Source organism: Amycolatopsis rhabdoformis (genome assembly GCF_035918295.1).
GTDB lineage: Bacteria > Actinomycetota > Actinomycetes > Mycobacteriales > Pseudonocardiaceae > Amycolatopsis > Amycolatopsis rhabdoformis.
This window is the reverse complement of sequence record NZ_CP142149.1, coordinates 1,197,305-1,216,481: the sequence shown is the minus strand read 5'-3', so window position 1 is coordinate 1,216,481 and position 19,177 is coordinate 1,197,305. Positions and strand designations below refer to the sequence as shown.

Below are 19,177 nucleotides of genomic sequence, written 5' to 3'. Positions count from 1 at the left end.
TGAACCGTTGTTCGTCGGGTATCCGCCTCGTGTTCGAATCCCACCACGAGGAGATGGCGAAATGACGCGGACGGAACGGACGACCACCGACGCCGGTATTCCGGTGGAAAGCGACGAGCATTCGCTCACCGTGGGGCCGGGCGGTCCGATCCTGCTGCAGGACCACTACCTCATCGAGCAGATGGCGCAGTTCAACCGCGAACGCGTGCCGGAACGCCAGCCGCACGCCAAGGGCAGCGGCGCGTTCGGCCGGTTCGAGGTCACGGCGGACGTGAGCCGGTACACGAAGGCCGCGGTGTTCCAGCCGGGCGCGAAAACCGAGATGGTGGCCCGGTTCTCCACGGTGGCCGGCGAGCGGGGCAGCCCCGACACGTGGCGCGATCCGCGCGGGTTCGCGCTGAAGTTCTACACGACCGAGGGCGTGTACGACCTGGTCGGCAACAACACGCCGGTGTTCTTCGTGAAGGACCCGTTGAAGTTCCAGCACTTCATCCGGTCGCAGAAGCGCCGCGCGGACAACAACCTGCGCGACCACGACATGCAGTGGGACTTCTGGACCCTCTCCCCCGAGTCGGCGCACCAGGTCACCTGGCTGATGGGCGACCGGGGCATCCCGCGCACCTGGCGGCACATGAACGGGTACAGCTCGCACACGTACCTGTGGGTGAACGCGCAAAATGAACGGTTCTGGGTGAAATACCACTTCAAAACCGACCAGGGCGTGGAGTTCTTCACCCAGGACGAGGCCGACCAGATGGCCTCGGCCGACACCGACTACCACACGCGCGACCTGTTCGAGGCGATCGCGCGCGGCGAGCACCCGAGCTGGACGCTGCATGTGCAGGTGATGCCCTACGGCGACGCGGAGGGCTACCGGTTCAACCCGTTCGACCTCACGAAGGTGTGGCCGCACGGCGACTACCCACTGATCGAGGTCGGGCGCATGACGCTGGACCGCAACCCCACCGACCACCACGCGGAGATCGAGCAGGCCGCGTTCGAGCCCAACAACATGGTGCCCGGCATCGGGCCGAGCCCGGACCGGATGCTGCTGGGCCGCATGTTCGCCTACGCCGACGCGCACCGCCACCGCATCGGCTCGAACTACAAGCAGCTGCCGGTGAACGCGTCGAAGTCGCCGGTGCACAGCTACACCAAGGACGGCGCGATGCGCTACACCAACGTGTCCGACCCGGTGTACGCCCCGAACTCGAAGGGCGGGCCGCAGGCGGACGTCGAGAACTACGGCACCCCGGCCGGCTGGCACGCCGACGGCGAGATCACCCGCTCGGCCTACGTCGACCACACCGAGGACGACGACTGGGGCCAGGCGGGCACGATGGTGCGCGAGGTCCTCGACGACGCGGCGCGCGAGCGGCTGGTCACGAACATCGTCGGGCACCTGCTCAACGGGGTGGGCGAACCCGTGCTCCAGCGGGCGTTCGACTACTGGCACAACGTGGACAAGGACCTCGGCGACCGGGTCGAGTCCGGGGTGCGCGCCAAGGCCGGCGAGAAGGACCCGAAGGCCGCGGAGCAGGGCAATCCGGCGCGCAGCGAGATGCAGCGGAAGGCGTGATCCGGTCCACTGAGGACAGTTGACCACCGCCGGCCCCGCGGTCGCCGGATAATCGGGCGGCGACCGCGGGGCCGGTCGGTAGACTGCGCGCTCATGGGTCACCTGGAGGTCGCGCACCTCGACTATTCGCTGCCCGACGGCCGACCACTGCTGGGCGACGTGTCGTTCCGCGTCGCCGACGGCGCCGTCGTCGCGCTGGTCGGGCCCAACGGCGCCGGGAAGACGACGCTGCTGCGGCTGCTCTCCGGTGAGCTGAAGGCCCACGGCGGCACGGTGACCGTGTCGGGCGGGCTGGGGGTGATGGGCCAGTTCGTGGGGTCGGTCCGCGACGAGCGCACGGTGCGTGACCTGCTCGTCTCGGTGTCGCCCGAGCGGATCCGCACCGCCGCGGCGGCCGTGGACGCGGCCGAGGAGCGGCTGCTCACCGTGGACGACGAGGCCGCGCAGATGAAGTACGCGCAGGCGCTGAGCGACTGGGCGGAGGTGCGCGGCTACGAGTCGGAGACGACCTGGGACGTGTGCACCGTGGCCGCGCTCGGCGTGCCGTACGAGAAGGCGCAGTGGCGGCTCGTGCGCACCCTGAGCGGCGGTGAGCAGAAGCGGCTCGTGCTCGAGGCGCTGCTGCGCGGCCCGGACGAGGTGCTGCTGCTCGACGAGCCGGACAACTACCTCGACGTGCCCGGCAAGCGCTGGCTCGAGGCCCGGCTCGCGGAGACGCGCAAGACGGTGCTGTTCGTGTCGCACGACCGCGAGCTGCTCGCGCGGGCCGCGGAGAAGATCGTGAGCGTCGAGCCCGGCCCGGCCGGCAGCGACGCCTGGGTGCACGGCGGCGGCTTCGCCACCTACCACGAGGCGCGCGACGACCGCTTCGCCCGCTACGAGGAACTGCAGCGGCGCTGGGCCGAGAAGCACGCGCAGCTGAAGAAGCTCGTGCTCGACATGCAGCAGTACGCCTCGCGCAGCGACGAGATGGCCTCGCGCTACAAAGCCGCGAAAACCCGGCTGCGCAAGTTCGAAGAGGCCGGCCCGCCGCCGGAACCGCCGCGGCGCCAGGACATCCGCATGCGACTGCGCGGTGGACGGACGGGTCTGCGCGCCGTGACGTGCGAGGAGCTGGAGCTCACGGGGCTGATGAAACCGTTCTCGCTGGAGATCTTCTTCGGCGAGCGCGTGGCCGTGCTCGGCTCCAACGGCTCCGGCAAGTCGCACTTCCTGCGCCTGCTCGCCGGCGGCGAAGTCGCGCACACCGGCCTCTGGAAAACCGGCGCGCGCGTGGTGCCGGGCCACTTCGCCCAGACGCACGCCCACCCGGAGCTGGCCGGCCGCACGCTGGTCGACATCCTCTGGACCACGCACGCCAAGGACCGCGGCGGCGCCATGTCCGTGCTGCGGCGCTACGAGCTCGAACGCCAGGGCGACCAGCCGTTCGACCGCCTCTCGGGCGGCCAGCAGGCCCGGTTCCAGATCCTGCTGCTCGAGCTCGGCGGCGCCACCGCCCTGCTCCTGGACGAGCCCACGGACAACCTGGACCTCGAATCCGCCGAAGCGCTGCAGGCCGGCCTGGAGGCCTACGAGGGCACGGTCCTCGCGGTCACGCACGACCGCTGGTTCGCGCGCTCCTTCGACCGCTACCTGGTCTTCGGCTCCGACGGCGTGGTGCGCGAAACGCCGGAGCCGGTGTGGGACGAACGCCGGGTCGAACGCGCGCGCTGAGCAGCACGAACCGGCACTGACCAGGCCAGATCGGTGCCGGCTCAGCTACCGGATCAGTGCGGCAGCGCGAGCTCGGCGCGCGTGACCGAGATCGAGCCGAGGGTGTGCGACCACCAGGTCGACGCGAGCTCCTCCAGGAGGAAGCGGCCCTCGGCGCGTTCCGGGGACATCGCGGTGGCCGTGGGCTCCTCGGGTTCGTCGCGTTCGACGTCGATGCGCAGGCGCGGCGGGTGGGCGACCAGGCCGAGGCGCATCGCGCGGAAGGTCGCGCCGTCGCGGGTGGCGTCCACGACGAGCTCGTCCATGAGCTGCACCGCGTCGCCCACGATGGGGGCCGGGGCGTGGGCCAGCATCGCCCGCAGGGTGACTCTGGCGGCTTCCGCGGTGTCCGGGCCGTTGAACACGGCCGTGGCGGCGCCGGGTGGCCGCGAGTCCTCCGTCATGGTGGGGCCCCTCCCCTGTCGGGCGATCATCGAGCGCAGTGCAGGTACCCAGAGCCTCCCCCGCTCAACCGTCCGAGTGGACCGGCGGCCATATGCTGGAACGACCCGAGGGAGGTGAGGCGTGCCCGACAAACCGAGAAGCACCTGGTCGACGGCCGAAAAGGCCGCGTACCGGCAGTTCGTCCGCACCCACCACCCCGACGCGGGCGGCGACCCCGAGGTCTTCCGGGCAGGCCTCGAGCAGTTCCAGAATGTGGACAAACCACTCGGGACAGCGCCCGCGAAGGCGCCGGCCGAGAAGGTGGTGTTCGTCGCGCGGCGGCGTGGCGTGGTGCGGCTGCTGGCCGTGCTGGCCGCACGCCGGCGGCGCAAGAAGCGCTCGCGTGTGCGCTGAGCCGACGCGAGCCGTCGAGCTCCCGAACTCAAGCCCCCAGGCACTCGGCCGAAGCCGCGTCCGCTGATTCGGAGAACTCTCCGCCACCGTGGCCGGAGAGTTCTCCGTACAGCAGGAAACCCCACCCCGTATGCCCTCGCCCGGCGCTGTGTCAGCAGAAGCCGTGCCGACCAAAACCGCGCCGTCCACAGCGGGGCGGCCGGCAACGCCGGGGGCGCGGTCCCGCCGGCTGTCCTACTCAACCGGCGAGACCTGGGGCTCGGCAACCGGGCCCTGCCGCCGAGGCCATGGGAACCGGGTTGACGCCCCGGCCGGGCCGTAAACATCGGGTCCGCGAAAAATCCACCACCGGCCACAGTGGACACCGGATCACCGCAGCGGACCCCGCGCCCGTTCGAACGCTTCGGCCGCCCGCACCAGCACGTCCTCGCGGCCCGGTGCCGCGCTCAGCTGCACGCCCACCGGCATCCCGGACGCCGGGTGCCGCCCGCCCGGCACGCTCAGCGCCGGCCCGCCGTAGGCCGACCAGGCGTAGGTGAACCGCGCGATCTCCCGCGTCGAGGCCGCCAGGTCCACGCCCTCGCGCAGCGGCACGTCCACCGGGATCGTCGGGGTCAGGACCACGTCGACCTCGGTGAACAGGGCATCCACCCGCGCGCGGAACCCGGTGAGCCACTCCCGCGCCGCCGCCGTCCGCTCGGGCGGCACGGCGAGGCCGAGCCGCAGCCGCCGCCGCACGTCCGGGTCGATGCGCTCCGGCGCGGTGCGCAACCGGACCGCGTGCACGGCCGCGGCCTCCGGGTACATCACGTCGAGCATCCGGGCCTGCGCTTCGGCGGCCGAGGGCACCTCGACCGGCACCACCGGCGCCCCGAGCCCGCGGAACAGCGCGACGGCCGCCCGCACCACCTCGGCCACACCAGGCTCGACAGCTGCGGCGAAAAACCCGCCCGCCACCCCGATCCGCGGCAGCTCCCCCGACCGGTGCGCCTCGAAGGCCGGGTCGAGCGCGGCCAGCACGCCCGCCGCCGCCCGCACGTCCCGCGCCATCGGCGTGACCGTGTCGAACGAAGGGCTCACCGGCAGCACTCCCGCGGTGGACACCCGGCCGAGCGTGGGCCGGATCCCGACGATCCCGTTGACCGACGCCGGAATCCGGCCCGAACCGCCGGTGTCCGTGCCCAGCGACACGTCGGAGAGCCCCGCCGCGACGGCGACCGCCGAACCGCTGCTGGACCCACCGGCGATGCGCGCCGGGTCCCACGCGTTGAGGCAGTCGCCGAACGCGGCGTTGCGGCCCGTCGCGCCCATCGCGAACTCGGCCAGGTTGGTCTTGCCCACCAAGGCGAACCCGGCCATTCGCAACAGGCGCACGACGTCGGCGTCCGCCTCGGCCGGCCCGGTGGCGAACGACGCCGAGCCGGCCGTGGTCGCCACACCCGCGACGTCGATGTTGTCCTTCACCGTCGCGGTCGGCCGCACCGCTGTGCCTCCGGTGCTGCCGACGCCGGCGGGCTCCAGCACGGTGATCAGGGCCCGCAGCCGGTCCTCCACCGTCACCCTCCTGTCCGCGCGCCGCGCACGCGGGCCGTCGCCTCCTCGTCCAGCGCGAGGGTGCGCGCGTCGAGCACCACGCCGTAGTGCGCGCGGGCGTCGGCGGCCGACAGGTAGTCGTCGAGCACGTCCTCGCGCACGGCCGCCGCTTCCCGCTCGTACGGGTCACCATAACCGCCGCCGGAGGGCAGCTTGATCTCCAGCGTGTCGCCCGCGGCGCACTTCTCCTGCGTCACCTTCGAGTACAGCAGTTCCTCCCGCTCGGTGCGCGCGTTGCGCACGAACGACCCCGCGACGCCGTCGTGGCCACCCGCGAGACCCCGCGGCGGATCGGTGCGGTTGTCGGCCTCCGAGCCGATGAACGTGTCCGTGAGCATCTTCCACTTGCGGATGCTGCCGATCCCGCCGCGGTAGCGGCCGGGCGCGGGCGGTTCGTCGCGCAGCTCGTAACGCTCGGCGATCATCGCGTGGTTGAGCTCGAGCTCTTCGATCGGGTTGTTGCGTGTGTTGGCCATCAGTGCGTCGACGCAGTCGAGGCCGTCCTTGCCGTTGCGCGCGCCGTAGGAACCCTCGTTGATCTCGATGTAGACCCAGTACGATTGCCCGTCGGCCGCCAGGCCCGAGTAGGCGATCGCGCACAGCGCGGCCGAGGAACCGGCGACCGCGCGGTCCGGCAGCACGTCGGCCAGCGCCAGGTTGATCGAGTCGAAGATGCGGTTGATCTGCGAGAACCGCGCGAAGCACGACGCCGGGAAGTCCGGGTTGAACAGCGTGCCCTCCGGCGCGTACGCCTTGGCCGGGCGGAAGCAGCCGTCGTTCTGCGGCACGAACTCCTCGGTGAGCGCCTCGTCGAGCAGCAGCGTGCGCACGGCCGAGGCGACGGTCGGCAGCACCGAGCCCTCGAACGGCACGTTGAACGCCGTCGGCACCTGCTCGTTCGAGCCGGTGAGGTCGACCACGATCTCGCTGCCCTCGACCTTCACCGTCACCGCGACCTTCAGCGGGATGTCGCGGTTCTTGCCGTCGTCGTCCAAATAGGACAGCGGCGCTTCGTAGCTGCCGTCCGGGATCTCGCTGATCCGGCGGCGCAGCATGTCCTCGGAGTAGTCCATCCACTTGTCGGCGGCCGACATCACCACGTCGAGGCCGTAGCGCTCCAGCAGCTCGACGAACCGCCGCTCCCCCAGCCGCGCGCACGCGATGAGCGCTTCGAGGTCACCCGCGTTCTGCTCGGGGGTGCGCACGTTGTCGAGGATGTGCTGGATCAGGGCCGTGTTGCGCACGCCGCCGTCGTAGATCTTCACGGCGTCCATCAGCTTGCCCTCGGCCCACACGTCGACCACGTCCATGCACAGGCCGGGGAAGTTGCCGCCGATGTCGGACACGTGCCCGGTGCAGCCGGCGAAGCCGATGTGCTTGCCGCCGAAGAAGATCGGGATCATGATGCCGTAGTCCGGCGAGTGCGCCGCGCCGTGGTACGGGTGGTTGTGCAGCACCACGTCGCCGGGCTGATACGTGCCGGCGAGCTTGCGGTTGATGCCGCGGATGTAGGCCGGGATCGAGCCGCAGTGCATCGGCGTGGAGTCCGATTCGCACAGCTCGCGCCCGTTGGCGTCGAAGATGCCGGCGCCGAGGTCCTCCGATTCGCGGATGAGGCTCGAATACGCCATGCGGTAGAGGATCTGCGCCATTTCCTTGGCGATCGAGTTGAGGGCGCCGCCGATCACGCGCAGGGTGATCGGGTCGACGTCGACGGTCGTGAAATCGCCGGGGGCGACGCCGGCGAGCGAAACGCCGGCGGGGTCGAGTGCGGTCACCGCTGGTCTCCTTCAAGGGCTCCGAGGGCCGGGCCGCGGTCTCCCGCGGCCGTCTCGATCTCGATGACGATGTGGCCGACGCGGTCGATCGTGGCGCGCTGACCGGGGCCGATCACGGTGGTGGAATCGAACTGCTCGACGATCGCGGGGCCGTCGAGCACGTTGCCCGCCTTGAGCAGCGCACGGTCGTAGACCTTGGTCGGGAACGGCGTCGCCTCCCCCGCACCCGTCCAGAACACCGCGTCGGTGGTGGTCTTCACCGCCGCCGACGGGTCGGTGCCGCCCGCTTCGACGTCGGCCAGCGGCACGTGGCCGACCTTGCCGACGGCCGTCACGCGCACGTTCACCAGGTGCACCGGCTTGTCGTCGAAGCGTTGCAGGTACGTGCGTTCGTGCACGTCGTGGAACGCCGCGGCCGCGCGGGCGACCCAGTCGGCGTCGATCTCGCCGGACGGCGCGGGCACGCGCAGCTCGTAGCCCTGGCCGATGTAGCGGCAGTCGAGGCTGCGCTCGATCACCACGTCCTCGGGCGCGAGGCCGTCGGCACCGAGCTGCGCGATCGCGTGCGCGGTGAGCCGGTCGAACTCCGCGGCGATGCGCGCCAGGTCCGGGTCGGCCGAGGAGGTCCAGACCGTGGCCGGGGTCTCGCTGCGGATGTCGGTGGCCAGCAGGCCCATCGCCGAAGCGATGCCGGGGTGGTGCGGCACGATCACGCGCGGGATGCCGAGCTGCTCGGCGATGTGCCACGCGTACAGCGGCCCCGCGCCGCCCTCGGCGACGAGCGAGAAGTCGCGCGGGTCGTAGCCCTTGCGCACCGAGTGCAGGCTGATCGCCTCGGTCATCGCGTGGGCGGCGATCTGGAAGATGCCGATGGCGGCGTGGCTCACCGACGTGCCGAGCTTCTCGGCGACATGCTCGTCGATCGCCTTCACCGCCAGCTGCGGCTCGACCTCCATGGTGCCGGACAGGAAGCTGTCGGCGCGCAGCCAGCCGAGCGCGACCATGGCGTCGGTGCTCGTGGGCTCGGTGCCGCCGCGGCCGTAGCACGCGGGCCCGGGCGTGGCCCCGGCGCTGCGCGGGCCGACGCGGAACATGCCGCCCTCGTCGATGAACGCGATCGAGCCGCCGCCCGCGCCGATGGTGTCGACCTCGGCCATCGGGACCATCGCGTGGTAGTCACCGATACGCGTGTCGAGCAGGTGTTTCATGCGCAGCTTGCCGTCCGGCGCCACGCCGATGTCGGCCGACGTGCCGCCGACGTCGAGCGTGATCACGCTCGGGTAGCCCGAGGCCTCGCCGATCGCACAGCCGCCGAGCAGCCCGGCGACGACCCCGCTCGTGAGCAGCAGCACCGGGTTGTCCACGGCGCCGCGCGCGGTGATCAGGCCGCCGGCCGAGGTCATCAGGCCGACTTCGCCGCGCACGCCGGCCGCACGGGTGGTGTTCCTCAGGTTGTCCACGTACCGCGACACCTTGGGGCCGACGAACGCGTTGAGCGCGGTGGTGGAGAACCGCTCGTACTCGCGGTACTGCGGGGCGACCTCGCTGGAGAGCGAGACGAACACCTCGGGGTACTCCTGCTCGATGATCCGCTTCACCGCCTGCTCGTGAGCCGGGTTGCGGTAGGAGTGCAGGAAACAGACGGCGATGGCCTGCACCCCGTTGTCGCGCAGCACCCGGACCTGTTCGCGCACAGCGTCTTCGTCGAGCGGCACGAGCACCGCGCCGGAAGCGTCGACGCGCTCGGGCACCACACGGCGGTTGCGGCGGCGCACCAGCTGCCACTTCTGCCACGGCAGGTCCTGGTAGGACGAGTAGTTCAGCGGCCGCTTCTTGCGGGCGATGTGCAGGATGTCGCGGAAGCCCTCGGTGGTGATGAGGCCGACGTCCGCGCCGTTGTGCTCCAGCACGATGTTGGTGGCCACGGTGGTGCCGTGGAGGAACTGGTCCAGGTCCGACACCGCGATGCCGAGGCGCTCGCTCAGCTGGCGGACCCCGTCCATCGTGGCCACCGCGGGATCGTGCGGGGTGGACGGGACCTTGTGCACCGCGACGGCACCGTCCTCGTCCCAGTACATCAGGTCGGTGAACGTGCCACCGACGTCGACTCCGATGCGTTTCACTGCTGGTCCTCCTTGATCAGCCGATCGGGGATTCTCGGGGTGCGGCGGCCAGGGCCAGCACGCGGCGGGCCCGGCGGACCACGGCCGCGTCGACCATCCGGCCCGCGACCACCGCCACCCCGGTGTGTTCGGTGGCGCGCAGGACGTCCTGCGCGTGCGTGACTTCTTCTTCGGTGGGGACGAGCACGTCGTGCGTGAGCGCGACCTGCGTGGGATGGATGCAGAGCCGGCCACCGAACCCGGCGCCCTGCAGCGCCAGGGTGTCGGCGCGGAACCCGGCCGGGTCGTCGAGGTCCGCGCTCACGGCCGCGGGTGGCGGGGCGAGGCCCGCCGCCGCGGCCGCCACGACGACCTGCGCCCGGGCCCAGCCGAGCGGACCCGTGTTCACGCCGAGCCGCGGCGGGTCGGCGCCGAGCTCGGTGGTGAGGTCGTACTCCCCCAGGCCCAGCCGGGTCACGGCCGGATGGCGGGCGAGGTCGGGCAGCTCCTGCAGGCCGCGCGCCGTTTCCACCAGCGCGAACACGGCGGCGTCGGTACGAGCGGCCACCTCCGCCACGCTCGTGAGCTCGGCCTTCGGGAGCACGACCCCGGCGGTGCCGAGCCCGGCGAGGGCGTCGAGGTCGGCCCCGAGGTCACGGTCGTTGTTGACCCGCACCCACGTCCGCGGCGCGAGGTCCGGCCGGGACCGCAGCCACTGCGCGACCGCCGCACGGGCCTCGGCTTTGGCGGCCGGCGCCACGGCGTCTTCGAGGTCGGCGACCACCACGTCGGCCACCGCGGCCGCCTTCGGGAGGCGGTCGGGGCGGTCGCCGGGGCAGAAGAGCCATGAGCGGGTCACCACCCGACCCGGCCCTTGCCGGCGATGAGCGATTTCGCGATCACGGTACGCATGACGTCGCTGGTGCCCTCGCCGATCGTCATGAGGATCGAGTCGCGGTAGAGGCGTTCGATCTCGAACTCCGTCGAGTAGCTGTAGCCACCGTGCACGCGCATGGAATCCTGCGCGGCCTGCAGGGCGACTTCCGAGGCGAACAGCTTCGCCATGCCCGTCTGCAGGTCCGAACGCTCGCCGCGGTCCAAAGAGGACGCCGACCAGTAGGTGAGCAGCCGCGCGGCCTGCAGTTGCGTCGCCATCTCGGCGAGGCGGATCTGCGTGGCCTGGAACTCGGCGATCGGCTTGCCGAACGCCTTGCGCTGGCTCGAATAGGAGAGTGCTTCGTCGTAGGCGCGCTGCGCGATGCCGAGGCTGCGGCCGGCGATGTTGAGCCGGCCGACCTCCAGCGCCGAGAGCACCTGCTGCAACCCGCGGCCCTCGACACCGCCGAGCAGGTTCGCCGCCGGCACGCGCACCTCGTCGAGCACGACCTCACACGATTCGGTGCCCTTGTACCCGAGCTTCGGGATGTCGCGCGTGACCTGGAAACCCGGTGAGTCGGCGTCCACGAGCAGCACGCTCATGCCCTTGTGCGCCGGGGTGGCCGTGCGGTCGGTCTTCACCAGCACGGGCAACGGATCGGCGTGGCGGGCGTTGGTGATCCACATCTTCGTGCCGCTCACCACGTAGTGCTCGCCGTCGCGGGTCGCGGTGGTGCGGATGCCCTGCAGGTCGGTGCCGGCGTCGGGTTCGGTGAGCGCGATGCCGGTGCGCCGCTTGCCCGTGGCGAGCTCGGGCAGGTAGCGCTGCTTCTGCTCGTCGGTACCGTGGTGGGCCAGCATCCAGCAGGCCAGCGAGTGGCTGCCGAGGATGCCCGCGATCCCCATCCAGCCGCGCGAGATCTCCTCGAACATCAGCGTGAACGACACGAAGTCGGCCTCGCCGCCGCCGTACTGGTCGGGGATCAGCAGCCCGAACAGGCCGAGGTCGGCCATCTTCGCGACGATCTCCGCCGGGTAGCGGCCTTCGTGCTCCCAGTCGCGCGCGACCGGCACGATCTCCGTGTCGACGAAGTCCCGCAGGATCGCGCGGAACTGGTCCTGGTCCTGGCTCAGCGTGAAATCCACGGCGCACTCCTGTCCGTGCCGAAGGCACCGCGGCTCGCGAGCGCCTGGTAATCCGCTTCGGACGTGCCGAGCAGCTCGCCCAGCACCGCGGCGGTGTGTTCGCCGAGCAACGGCGCGCGGTGGTGTTGTGATCGGGGATCACCGACACGCACCGGCGAGGCAACCTGGTGTACGGATCCGAACCTCGGATGTTCGGTGGTCACCACGAGACCCCGGGCCGCGGTGTGTTCTTCCACCAACGCCTGCGGGATCGTGTTGATCGGCGCACACGGCACCCCGGCGGGTTCGAGCACGGCCAGCCACTCGGCCGTGGTGCGCGTGAGGAGCTCCTTTTCCAGGTGCCCCAGGCATTCCGCCGAGTTCGCGTAACGGCCGGCCGGGGTGGCGAACCGGTCGTCGGCCGCCCACGCCGGGGAGCCGATCGCGGTCACGAGGCGAGCCCAGAACTTCTGCTTCGCGCAGCCGATGACGACCCACGAGTCGGCCGTCGCGAAGTTCTGGAACGGCACCAGGCTCGGGTGTGCGGAGTGGTGCGTACGGCTCGGTTCGAAATCGCGGTTGAGGTGCCAGGTGGCGAGGTAGGTGAGCATGCCGATCGCGGTGTCGTAGAGGCTCACGTCGCAGTCGGTGCCGACGCCGTCGCGGCGCGCGGCGTGCACGGCCGTGACCATCGAGAGCGCGGCCACGATGCCGCCGGTGTAGTCCACCATGGACAGTCCCGACTTGGTCGGCGGTCCGTCGGGCTCGCCGGTCACGGACATCCAGCCGGCGAGGCCCTGCAACAGGTAGTCGTAGCCGGGCTGGGCGCTGCGCGGGCCGGTCATGCCGTAGCCCGAGAGCGAGCAGCAGACGATGGCCGGGTTGAGGTGCTTGAGGTCCTCGTAGCGGATGCGCATCTTGGCCGGCACGTCACCGCGCAGGTTGGAGTACACGGCGTCGCTGACCTTCACGAGCTCTTCGAAGACTTCGCGGCCGGCGGGGTCGGTGAGGTCGAGGACCACGGACCGTTTGTTGCGGTTGAAGGCTTCGAAGAAGAGCGAATCGCCGTCTTCGGCGTACGGCGGTGTGTGGCGGCCGACGTCGCCGCCGGTGCCGGGGTCCTCGATCTTCACGATCTCGGCACCGAGGTCGGCCAGGTGCACCGAGCCGAACGGGCCGGCCCCGTACTGCTCCACGGCGAGCACCCGCACGTCGGCGAGCGGCAGGGGGCGGGTCATGCGCGGCCACCCCCGTCGAGCGTGAGCGGCCCCGACTTCGCGGCGGGGAACGAGTCGATGGTGTCGGCCTCGGATCGCTTGTACACCAGCACCGTGCGGTCGAACGACAGGCATTCGTCGCCGTCGCCGTTGAGGCCGCGGGTGTGCACGGACACCAGCCCCGCGTACGGCTTGGACGCCGACTCGCGGACGGCGGTGCAGATCGACTCGCCGTAGAGCGTGTCGCCGATGAACACCGGGTGCGTGAGCCGGACGTGGGTCATCTCGAGGTTCGCGATCGCGCGCTGGCTGATGTCGGACACGCTCTGGCCCAGCAGCATCGCGATGGTGAGCCCCGAGTTCACGAGGATCCGGCCGAACGGCGTGCGCTCGGCGTAGTGCGCGTCGAAGTGCGCGGGATGGGTGTTCATGGTGAGCAAGGTGAACCACGTGTTGTCCGCTTCGCTGATCGTGCGACCCAGCGGGTGGCGGTAGACGTCGCCCACGGCGAAGTCCTCGTAGTAGCGCCCTTGCCGGCCGTCGTGCACCGTCAAAACGGCACCTCCGGGGAGTCGGCGGGTGGGAATCTGCGCTGAAGTATGCGCATCGGACCTGCGGTTGGCAATACCTCAGACATTTAAATCCCCCAGCCGGTGCCGCCACCGGTCCCGATGTCCTACGCTTCGGTGAGCAAGCTTTCGCGACCGAGGGGAAACCGATGAGCGAGACCACCGGCACAGAGCCCGGCCTGCGGGTTCGCCGGGTGCAGGCCGCCTACCGGCAGGTGGCCGACCAGCTCAAGGACCAGATCCTCACCGGCGAGCTGACCGCCGGCACCCGGCTGCCCAACGAGGCCGACCTCGCGCGGCTGTTCGGCGTGAGCCGCAGCACCGTGCGCGAGGCCCTGCGCCTGCTGGCCAGCCAGCACCTGGTGGACACCACCCGCGGCGCGACCGGCGGCACGTTCGTGTCGAGCCCGGACGCGCTGAGCGTGGCCGAGAACCTCGGCGGCGCACTGGGACTGCTGGTGAACGCGCGGGGCATGAGCGTGGAGAACCTGCTCGACGCGCGCCTGATCCTCGAGCCCTCGGCCGCGCGACTGGCCGCTTCGCACGCCGACGAAGCGGGGCTGGCGGCGCTCACGGAGGCGACCACGAGCACGTCGGCCCTGGCTCCGGCCAACGGGTTCGTCGTGCACTGGGACTTCCACACCACGCTGGTCGCCATCACCGGCAACCCGCTGCTGCACCTCATGTGCCGGCCCATCAACGACGTGCTGCGCGGCCGCCTGCACCGCGACCGCATCCCGCGTGACGTGTGGGACCAGGTCGACGCCGACCACGTCGACATCCACCGCGCCGTGGCCGACCACGACGCGGACGCGGCCGAGCGGCTCACCCGCGAGCACCTGCACAGCCTCCGACCCCTGTACGAGAAAATGGAAGACTAAACGTCTGACATATGCCTTGCGGCTTCGCGGCGGGGGCTGCACACTGCTGGGCATGCACCCGACCACCACGCTCGCCGGCCGGCTCGGGGAGTTCGCCGCCGGCGTCCGGTTCGAAGACCTGCCCACCGCCGTCGTGGAGCAGGCCCGCCACCTCGCGCTCGACGCGGTGGGGCTCGCGTTCTGCGCCGCGGACGAGCCGTTCGCGCGCAAGGCCCGCGAGGCGTTCACCCTGCTCGGCTCCGGCGACCAGCCCGTGCTCGCGCTCCCGGACCGGCTGCCGGCGCGTGACGCCGCGATGCTGGGCGGGATCCTCGTGCACGGCCACGACTTCGACGACACGCACATCGGCTCGATCGTGCACGTGTCGGCCTCGGCGTTGCCCGCTTCGCTGGCCGCGGCGATCGCCGCGGGCCGCAGCACGCGGGACCTGCTGGTGGCGTACGTGCTGGCGATCGAGGTGAGCGCCCGCGTCGGCCTGGCCGCGCACGGCGGCTTCCACGCCACGGGTTTCCACCCGACCGGGGTCGCCGGCGCGTTCGGCGCCGCAGTGGCCGCGGCGAAGCTCGGCGGGCTCGACGCCGCCGGGATCGCGGGCGCGCAGGAGATCGTGGGCTCGATGGCGTCGGGGATCCTCGAGTTCCTGGAAGACGGCGCGTGGACGAAACGCCTGCACCCGGGCTGGGCCGCGGCGTCGGGGCTCACGGCGGCCGCGTTCGCGCGCGTGGGCTGGCCGGGGCCGGGGCAGGTGTACGAGGGCCGGTACGGGCTGTACGCCACCCACCTGGCCGGCCGCGACTGGGATCCCGACGCGCTGACCGCCGATCTCGGCTCTCGCTGGGAGCTGCTCACCACGGGCGTGAAGCCGTTTCCGAGCTGCCACTTCAGCCACGGTTTCGCCGACGCGTTGCTGACCCTGCAGGCTTCGGAGGGCTTCACGGCCGACGACGTCGAGCACATCCGCTGCCTCATTCACCCCACCGCCGCGGCCGCCGTTTTCGAGCCGGTGGAACGCAAACGCCGGCCCCGCGACCTGTACGACGCGAAGTTCAGCGTGCCCTACATCGCGGGCGCCTGCCTCACGCGCGGCCGGCTCACCCTGGCCGAGTTCACCGACGACTCCCTGGCCGACCCGGCGATCCACGCGGTCGCCGACCGCGTGGACTTCGCCGACGATCCCGAATCCCGCTTCCCGGACGCGTATTCGGCCGCGGTGGAGGTTTCCCTCACCGACGGCCGCCGGCTGTTCCGGCGCGAGCAGGTGAACCGCGGGCACGCGGAGCGTCCACTGTCCTTTGCGGACATCTCGGCGAAGTTCGCCGAGAACCTGGCCCTGGTGGCCGACGCGGCCACGGCCGAACGGGTGCGCTCGGCCGTACTCAGCCTCGGCGCCGACGCCGGGACCCCGGCCTCGGCCTTCGGGGAAGCCTGCGCGCGCGTGCGGTGATCGCCCTCACCTGGTCAATGCCTTCCGGCGAGATTGTATTGATTGATACTATCTCACCAGATACTTCCAGGGAGGCTGGACCATGGACGTGTACGAAGCGGTGACGAGCCGGCGAGCGGTGCGGGGGTTCACGGACGAGCCGGTGGCGCCGGAAGTGCTGCTGCGCGTACTGAAGGCCGCAGCGTGGGCTCCGTCGGGGTCGAACCTGCAGCCGTGGCACGCGTATGTGGTCACCGGCGCGCCCCTGGCCGAACTCAAGAAGCGCGCCGCCGAGCGCATCACCACCGGCGACCCGTGGGACGACGCCGAGTACGAGCAGTACCCGGCCTCCCTGAAGCCGCCGTACGCCGAACGCCGCGCCGCCTTCGGCAAACAGCGCTACGGCGCCCTCGGCATCTCGCGTGCGGATGTCGAAGCGAGCCAGCGCGCGGCCGCCGCCAACTGGGCCTGCTTCGGTGCCCCGGCCGCCCTCTTCTGCTACCTCGACCGCACCATGGGCCGGCCCCAGTGGTCCGACGCCGGCATGTTCCTGCAGACCGTGATGCTGTTGCTGCGTGCCGAAGGCCTGCACAGCTGCCCGCAGATGGCGTGGGCGAAGTTCCCCCGGACCGTCGCGGAAATCCTGTCGCCGCCGGAGGATCTCGTGTTGTTCTGCGGGATGTCCATCGGCCACGAGGACACCACCGTGGACCTCGGGCGCACGGGGCGGGCGCCGTTGCGGGAGACGGTGACGTTCGTCGACTCCTGAGGTTTTGTCGTCAGCTTATGTTGACGGCATCGAGTGTGTCAGCATAAGCTGACGCCCATGGAATCAACGCTGGAAATCGCCGAAGGTGCCACCAGCAACGACCCCGAAGTGGGGCTGCGCGCGGTGGCCGCGTTACGGGCGCTGGCCGAACGACTGGAGATCCTCCAGATCGAGCAGGCGCGGAAGCTGGGGTGGTCCTGGCAGGACATCGCCGAGCGGCTGGGCGTCACCAAGCAGACCGTGCACCGCAAGTACGGGCGCCGGGTCGGGGGCCGATGATGTTCGAGCGGTTCACTCCGGAGGCGCGGACCGTGGTCGTCCACGCGCAGGAACACGCTCGCCGGCTCGGGCACCGCTCGGTCGGCTGCGAGCACCTGCTGCTCGCCGTCTCCTCCACCGACCAGCCCGCCGCCGACGTGCTGCGCGAGCGGGGCATCACGCCGGACCGCGTCGAGGAGGAAATCGTCCGCCGCGTCGGCCTCGGCGGCCTGTTCCAAGACCTCGACGGCGACGCGCTGGCGGCAGTCGGGATCGACCTCGACGCCGTGCGCGCCCGGATCGTGGCTTCCTTCGGCGCCGACGCCCTTGCCGAAGCCGCCAACGCCGTGCACCGCGCGCCCCGCCCCTCGCGGCTGAGCCTGCGCCGAGCGATCCCGCCGCGTCTGTGGAGGCGCCGGCCCCGCCTGGTGCACGCGCTCGCCCCACCGGCGACCGGCCGGTACCGCGCCGAGACCGTCTCTCCCGGGCACCTGCCGTTCACCGCGCGGGCCAAGAAGAGCCTGGAGAACAGCGTCCACGAGGCGCAGGCCCTGCACGAGCAGAACATCGGGGTCGAACACCTCGCGCTCGGCCTGGTCCGGATGACCGACGGGTTGGTCGCGGAGATCCTGCCGGCCTTCGACGTGTCGGGGCCGGTGTTGCACGCCGAGATCCTGGCGCGTTATCGACGGGCGGGCTGATCACGGGCTCTGTGCTGGTCCCGCGAGTGGGCCCCGGCAGCCGCGGTCCGCGGCGATCTTGCCGTTGTGCCCACTCGCGCTCGACCTGATCCGGATGACCGACGGGTTGGTCGCCGAGATCCTGCCGGCCTTCGACGTGTCGGGGCCGGTGTTGCACGCCGAGATCCTGGCGCGTTATCGACGGGCGGGCTGATCACGGGGTCTGTGCTGGTCCCGCGAGTGGGCCCCGGCAGCCGCGGTCCGCGGCGATCTTGCCGTTGAGCCCAATCGTGCTCGGCCTGATCCGGATGACCGACGGGTTGGTCGCCGAGATCCTGCCGGCCTTCGACGTGTCGGGGCCGGTGTTGCACGCCGAGATCCTGGCGCGTTATCGACGGGCGGGCTGATCACGGGGTCGGCGCTGGTCCTTCGGGCGGGCAGACCTGCTCCGCGGCGATCTCGCCGTTGTGCCCACTCGCGCTCGGCCTGATGCGAACGACCGACGGGCTGGTCGCCGAGATCCTGCCGGCCCTCGCCGTGTCAGGGCCCGTGTTGCAGGCTGATCACGGAGCTGCGCTGGTCCTTCGGGCAGGCGGGCGGGCGGACCCCGCTCCGCGGCGATCTCGCCGTTGTGCCAAAGAGGATTTGCCTCGGCAGCGCGCGATCTTCACCGGCAAGCCTTTCGTCCGGGCCGGAAGGCTTGCCGCTGAAGGACACCTGCGATCTCGAGGACCGGTCCCCACCGGCCGGCCCTAGGATCAGGGCCGGGATCTTGGTGGGGAGTGCACCGTGTTCGGAGAGAGGTGCGTGGGCTGCGGCCGGCGGTACCGGCGGCGGCGCCGCAGGAGCCGGGCGCGCGACCGGTGCTGGGTGTGCCGTCCTGCGCGAACGCGTCCGCAGCTCCGGTCGTTTCCACGGCCGAGGCCGGATCAGTCCCAGCAGTTGAACAGCAGCTCGCCCAGGGTGGCCGGCCGCCAGTGGCGCACCTGGGCGCGTTCGACCCGGGCGAGGTGCGACAGGTCCAGCTCCTCGACCGGCGTCGCGAGTTCGGCGCGGCCGAGCGCCCGGAACCCGGCCAGGGTGAACTGCTCCGCCCAGCCCGGCGTCTCGTCGAACGACCGCGGCGATTCCCAGCCCTGCGGCGGCGCCGACGGAAACGCGACCACGCTGAGGTGGGCGTGGCACAGGACGGCCCGCGACCACCCGGCGCCGGTGATCGTGACCGCGTGGAAGGTCGCCATCTTGAGGCGGGTCAGCACCCCGACGTGGCCACCGGCGGTCCGCGCCGCCGCGAAGCAGGCCGCGCGGAAGCGGCTCAAGTCCGTGCTGGGCAACGGTTTTCCCCCGGCTTCCCAGAACCCGGTCGCGCCCCGGTCCACGCGCCACGACCCGGTCGGGACCGCCGGCGCCTTCGGGTGCTCGGGGTTCTCGCGCGCTGCCACGCCGGAATTGTAGGTTCCCGCGGACGTCGACGTGTTGCTCTTCGGCGACCTGCGGTTCCCGGCGCGTCTCACGGCGAGGCGACCATGCGACGGTCACTGTCGCCGACAACCGCTCATGCAGATGTCAGAGCGTCCCGGCTTGGGTCTGGTCGTGGTGCACGGTGAACGGTGAGTAGCCAGGCTCGATCCGGTCGACTGAGAGATCGGAGAAGACAAGCGAGATGCGGTGGCCGTTGGTCTCGATCAGCGCCTCGTGGAACGGCAACCCCAGACGCGTGGACCAGGTGCCGGTCTCCACCGTGCCGGGCAGCAGCTTCATCCCCCCTGGGCATCCT

Annotated in this window: 19 protein-coding genes; 9 read left to right on the top strand and 10 right to left on the bottom strand. The window is 71.3% G+C overall.

The features are described from left to right. Positions 1-61: 61 nt before the first annotated feature. Together VSH64_RS05625 and VSH64_RS05620 are read left to right on the top strand one after the other, a co-directional pair. The gene (locus VSH64_RS05625) at positions 62-1,579 is read left to right on the top strand and encodes a catalase (protein ID WP_326834394.1); all 1,518 of its coding nucleotides are present in this window, start codon (positions 62-64) and stop codon (positions 1,577-1,579) included. A gap of 93 nt (positions 1,580-1,672) precedes the next feature. Beyond that, positions 1,673-3,292 carry an ABC-F family ATP-binding cassette domain-containing protein gene (locus tag VSH64_RS05620; RefSeq protein ID WP_326834393.1) on the top strand — a complete coding sequence of 540 codons (1,620 nt, stop codon included), beginning with the start codon at positions 1,673-1,675 and terminating at the stop codon, positions 3,290-3,292. Between the two features lie 53 nt (positions 3,293-3,345). Here VSH64_RS05620 and VSH64_RS05615 read toward each other — a convergent pair whose 3' ends face one another. Beyond that, positions 3,346-3,735, bottom strand: a complete 390-nt coding sequence (locus tag VSH64_RS05615) for a hypothetical protein (RefSeq protein ID WP_326834392.1) — start codon at positions 3,733-3,735, stop codon at positions 3,346-3,348. 121 nt (positions 3,736-3,856) lie between these two features. On the opposite strand from VSH64_RS05615, the gene VSH64_RS05610 reads away from it, so the two are divergent. Next, positions 3,857-4,129, top strand: a complete 273-nt coding sequence (locus tag VSH64_RS05610; protein WP_326834391.1) for a hypothetical protein — start codon at positions 3,857-3,859, stop codon at positions 4,127-4,129. A 369-nt stretch (positions 4,130-4,498) separates the two neighbouring features. Here the strand turns inward: VSH64_RS05610 and VSH64_RS05605 are convergent, their stop codons facing one another. The 7 genes from VSH64_RS05605 to VSH64_RS05575 are packed head-to-tail and all read right to left on the bottom strand — an operon-like array spanning position 4,499 to position 13,368. Next, complete coding sequence (locus tag VSH64_RS05605) at positions 4,499-5,689, bottom strand: amidase (RefSeq protein ID WP_326834390.1); 1,191 nt, start codon at positions 5,687-5,689, stop codon at positions 4,499-4,501. Next, positions 5,686-7,500 carry a hydantoinase B/oxoprolinase family protein gene (locus VSH64_RS05600; RefSeq protein WP_326834389.1) on the bottom strand — a complete coding sequence of 605 codons (1,815 nt, stop codon included), beginning with the start codon at positions 7,498-7,500 and terminating at the stop codon, positions 5,686-5,688. The genes VSH64_RS05605 and VSH64_RS05600 overlap by 4 nt, the downstream gene beginning before the upstream one ends. Further along, on the bottom strand, positions 7,497-9,623 hold the full coding sequence (locus tag VSH64_RS05595) for a hydantoinase/oxoprolinase family protein (RefSeq protein WP_326834388.1): 2,127 nt from the start codon (positions 9,621-9,623) through the stop codon (positions 7,497-7,499). Before VSH64_RS05595 ends, VSH64_RS05600 begins: the two co-directional genes overlap by 4 nt. 16 nt (positions 9,624-9,639) lie before the next feature. After that, positions 9,640-10,461 (bottom strand): HpcH/HpaI aldolase/citrate lyase family protein, encoded by an 822-nt coding sequence (locus VSH64_RS05590; RefSeq protein ID WP_326834387.1) that lies wholly within the window; start codon positions 10,459-10,461, stop codon positions 9,640-9,642. Then, entirely contained in the window at positions 10,458-11,624 is a 1,167-nt protein-coding gene (locus VSH64_RS05585; RefSeq protein ID WP_326834386.1) for an acyl-CoA dehydrogenase family protein, read from the bottom strand. The genes VSH64_RS05590 and VSH64_RS05585 overlap by 4 nt, the downstream gene beginning before the upstream one ends. Next, positions 11,609-12,841 carry a CaiB/BaiF CoA transferase family protein gene (locus VSH64_RS05580; RefSeq protein ID WP_326834385.1) on the bottom strand — a complete coding sequence of 411 codons (1,233 nt, stop codon included), beginning with the start codon at positions 12,839-12,841 and terminating at the stop codon, positions 11,609-11,611. The genes VSH64_RS05585 and VSH64_RS05580 overlap by 16 nt, the downstream gene beginning before the upstream one ends. Further along, positions 12,838-13,368 (bottom strand): MaoC family dehydratase, encoded by a 531-nt coding sequence (locus tag VSH64_RS05575; RefSeq protein ID WP_326837913.1) that lies wholly within the window; start codon positions 13,366-13,368, stop codon positions 12,838-12,840. Before VSH64_RS05575 ends, VSH64_RS05580 begins: the two co-directional genes overlap by 4 nt. A gap of 170 nt (positions 13,369-13,538) precedes the next feature. Between VSH64_RS05575 and VSH64_RS05570 the strand changes: the two genes are divergently transcribed. The 6 genes from VSH64_RS05570 to VSH64_RS05545 all read left to right on the top strand — a co-directional run bounded on the left by VSH64_RS05570 (position 13,539) and on the right by VSH64_RS05545 (position 17,807). Continuing rightward, positions 13,539-14,270, top strand: a complete 732-nt coding sequence (locus tag VSH64_RS05570; protein ID WP_326834384.1) for a FadR/GntR family transcriptional regulator — start codon at positions 13,539-13,541, stop codon at positions 14,268-14,270. Between the two features lie 52 nt (positions 14,271-14,322). Next, a complete protein-coding gene (locus tag VSH64_RS05565; RefSeq protein WP_326834383.1) occupies positions 14,323-15,714 on the top strand; it encodes an MmgE/PrpD family protein in 1,392 nt (463 codons plus the stop codon). Between the two features lie 82 nt (positions 15,715-15,796). After that, a complete protein-coding gene (locus tag VSH64_RS05560; RefSeq protein ID WP_326834382.1) occupies positions 15,797-16,462 on the top strand; it encodes a nitroreductase in 666 nt (221 codons plus the stop codon). 57 nt (positions 16,463-16,519) lie between these two features. After that, complete coding sequence (locus VSH64_RS05555) at positions 16,520-16,741, top strand: helix-turn-helix domain-containing protein (RefSeq protein WP_326834381.1); 222 nt, start codon at positions 16,520-16,522, stop codon at positions 16,739-16,741. After that, positions 16,741-17,421, top strand: a complete 681-nt coding sequence (locus VSH64_RS05550) for a Clp protease N-terminal domain-containing protein (RefSeq protein ID WP_326834380.1) — start codon at positions 16,741-16,743, stop codon at positions 17,419-17,421. Before VSH64_RS05555 ends, VSH64_RS05550 begins: the two co-directional genes overlap by 1 nt. Before the next feature lie 257 nt (positions 17,422-17,678). Next, a complete protein-coding gene (locus VSH64_RS05545; RefSeq protein ID WP_326834379.1) occupies positions 17,679-17,807 on the top strand; it encodes a hypothetical protein in 129 nt (42 codons plus the stop codon). Positions 17,808-18,329: 522 nt separating this feature from the next. Here VSH64_RS05545 and VSH64_RS05540 read toward each other — a convergent pair. Together VSH64_RS05540 and VSH64_RS05535 are read right to left on the bottom strand one after the other, a co-directional pair. Further along, positions 18,330-18,842, bottom strand: a complete 513-nt coding sequence (locus VSH64_RS05540; RefSeq protein WP_326834378.1) for a hypothetical protein — start codon at positions 18,840-18,842, stop codon at positions 18,330-18,332. Between the two features lie 124 nt (positions 18,843-18,966). Beyond that, positions 18,967-19,161: a YxiG-like protein gene (locus VSH64_RS05535; protein WP_326834377.1), complete on the bottom strand. Its 195-nt coding sequence runs from the start codon at positions 19,159-19,161 to the stop codon at positions 18,967-18,969. Positions 19,162-19,177 lie beyond the last annotated feature (16 nt).

What these genes read in the sequence shown, in the direction of transcription:
- VSH64_RS05625 (WP_326834394.1), top strand. Translation starts at nt 62, where the DNA reads ATGACGCGGACGGAACGGACGACCACCGACGCCGGTATTCCGGTGGAA.
- VSH64_RS05580 (WP_326834385.1), bottom strand. Translation starts at nt 12,841, where the DNA reads ATGACCCGCCCCCTGCCGCTCGCCGACGTGCGGGTGCTCGCCGTGGAG.
- VSH64_RS05555 (WP_326834381.1), top strand. Translation starts at nt 16,520, where the DNA reads ATGGAATCAACGCTGGAAATCGCCGAAGGTGCCACCAGCAACGACCCC.
- VSH64_RS05550 (WP_326834380.1), top strand. Translation starts at nt 16,741, where the DNA reads ATGTTCGAGCGGTTCACTCCGGAGGCGCGGACCGTGGTCGTCCACGCG.
- VSH64_RS05560 (WP_326834382.1), top strand. Translation starts at nt 15,797, where the DNA reads ATGGACGTGTACGAAGCGGTGACGAGCCGGCGAGCGGTGCGGGGGTTC.
- VSH64_RS05535 (WP_326834377.1), bottom strand. Translation starts at nt 19,161, where the DNA reads ATGAAGCTGCTGCCCGGCACGGTGGAGACCGGCACCTGGTCCACGCGT.
- VSH64_RS05570 (WP_326834384.1), top strand. Translation starts at nt 13,539, where the DNA reads ATGAGCGAGACCACCGGCACAGAGCCCGGCCTGCGGGTTCGCCGGGTG.
- VSH64_RS05620 (WP_326834393.1), top strand. Translation starts at nt 1,673, where the DNA reads ATGGGTCACCTGGAGGTCGCGCACCTCGACTATTCGCTGCCCGACGGC.
- VSH64_RS05615 (WP_326834392.1), bottom strand. Translation starts at nt 3,735, where the DNA reads ATGACGGAGGACTCGCGGCCACCCGGCGCCGCCACGGCCGTGTTCAAC.
- VSH64_RS05565 (WP_326834383.1), top strand. Translation starts at nt 14,323, where the DNA reads ATGCACCCGACCACCACGCTCGCCGGCCGGCTCGGGGAGTTCGCCGCC.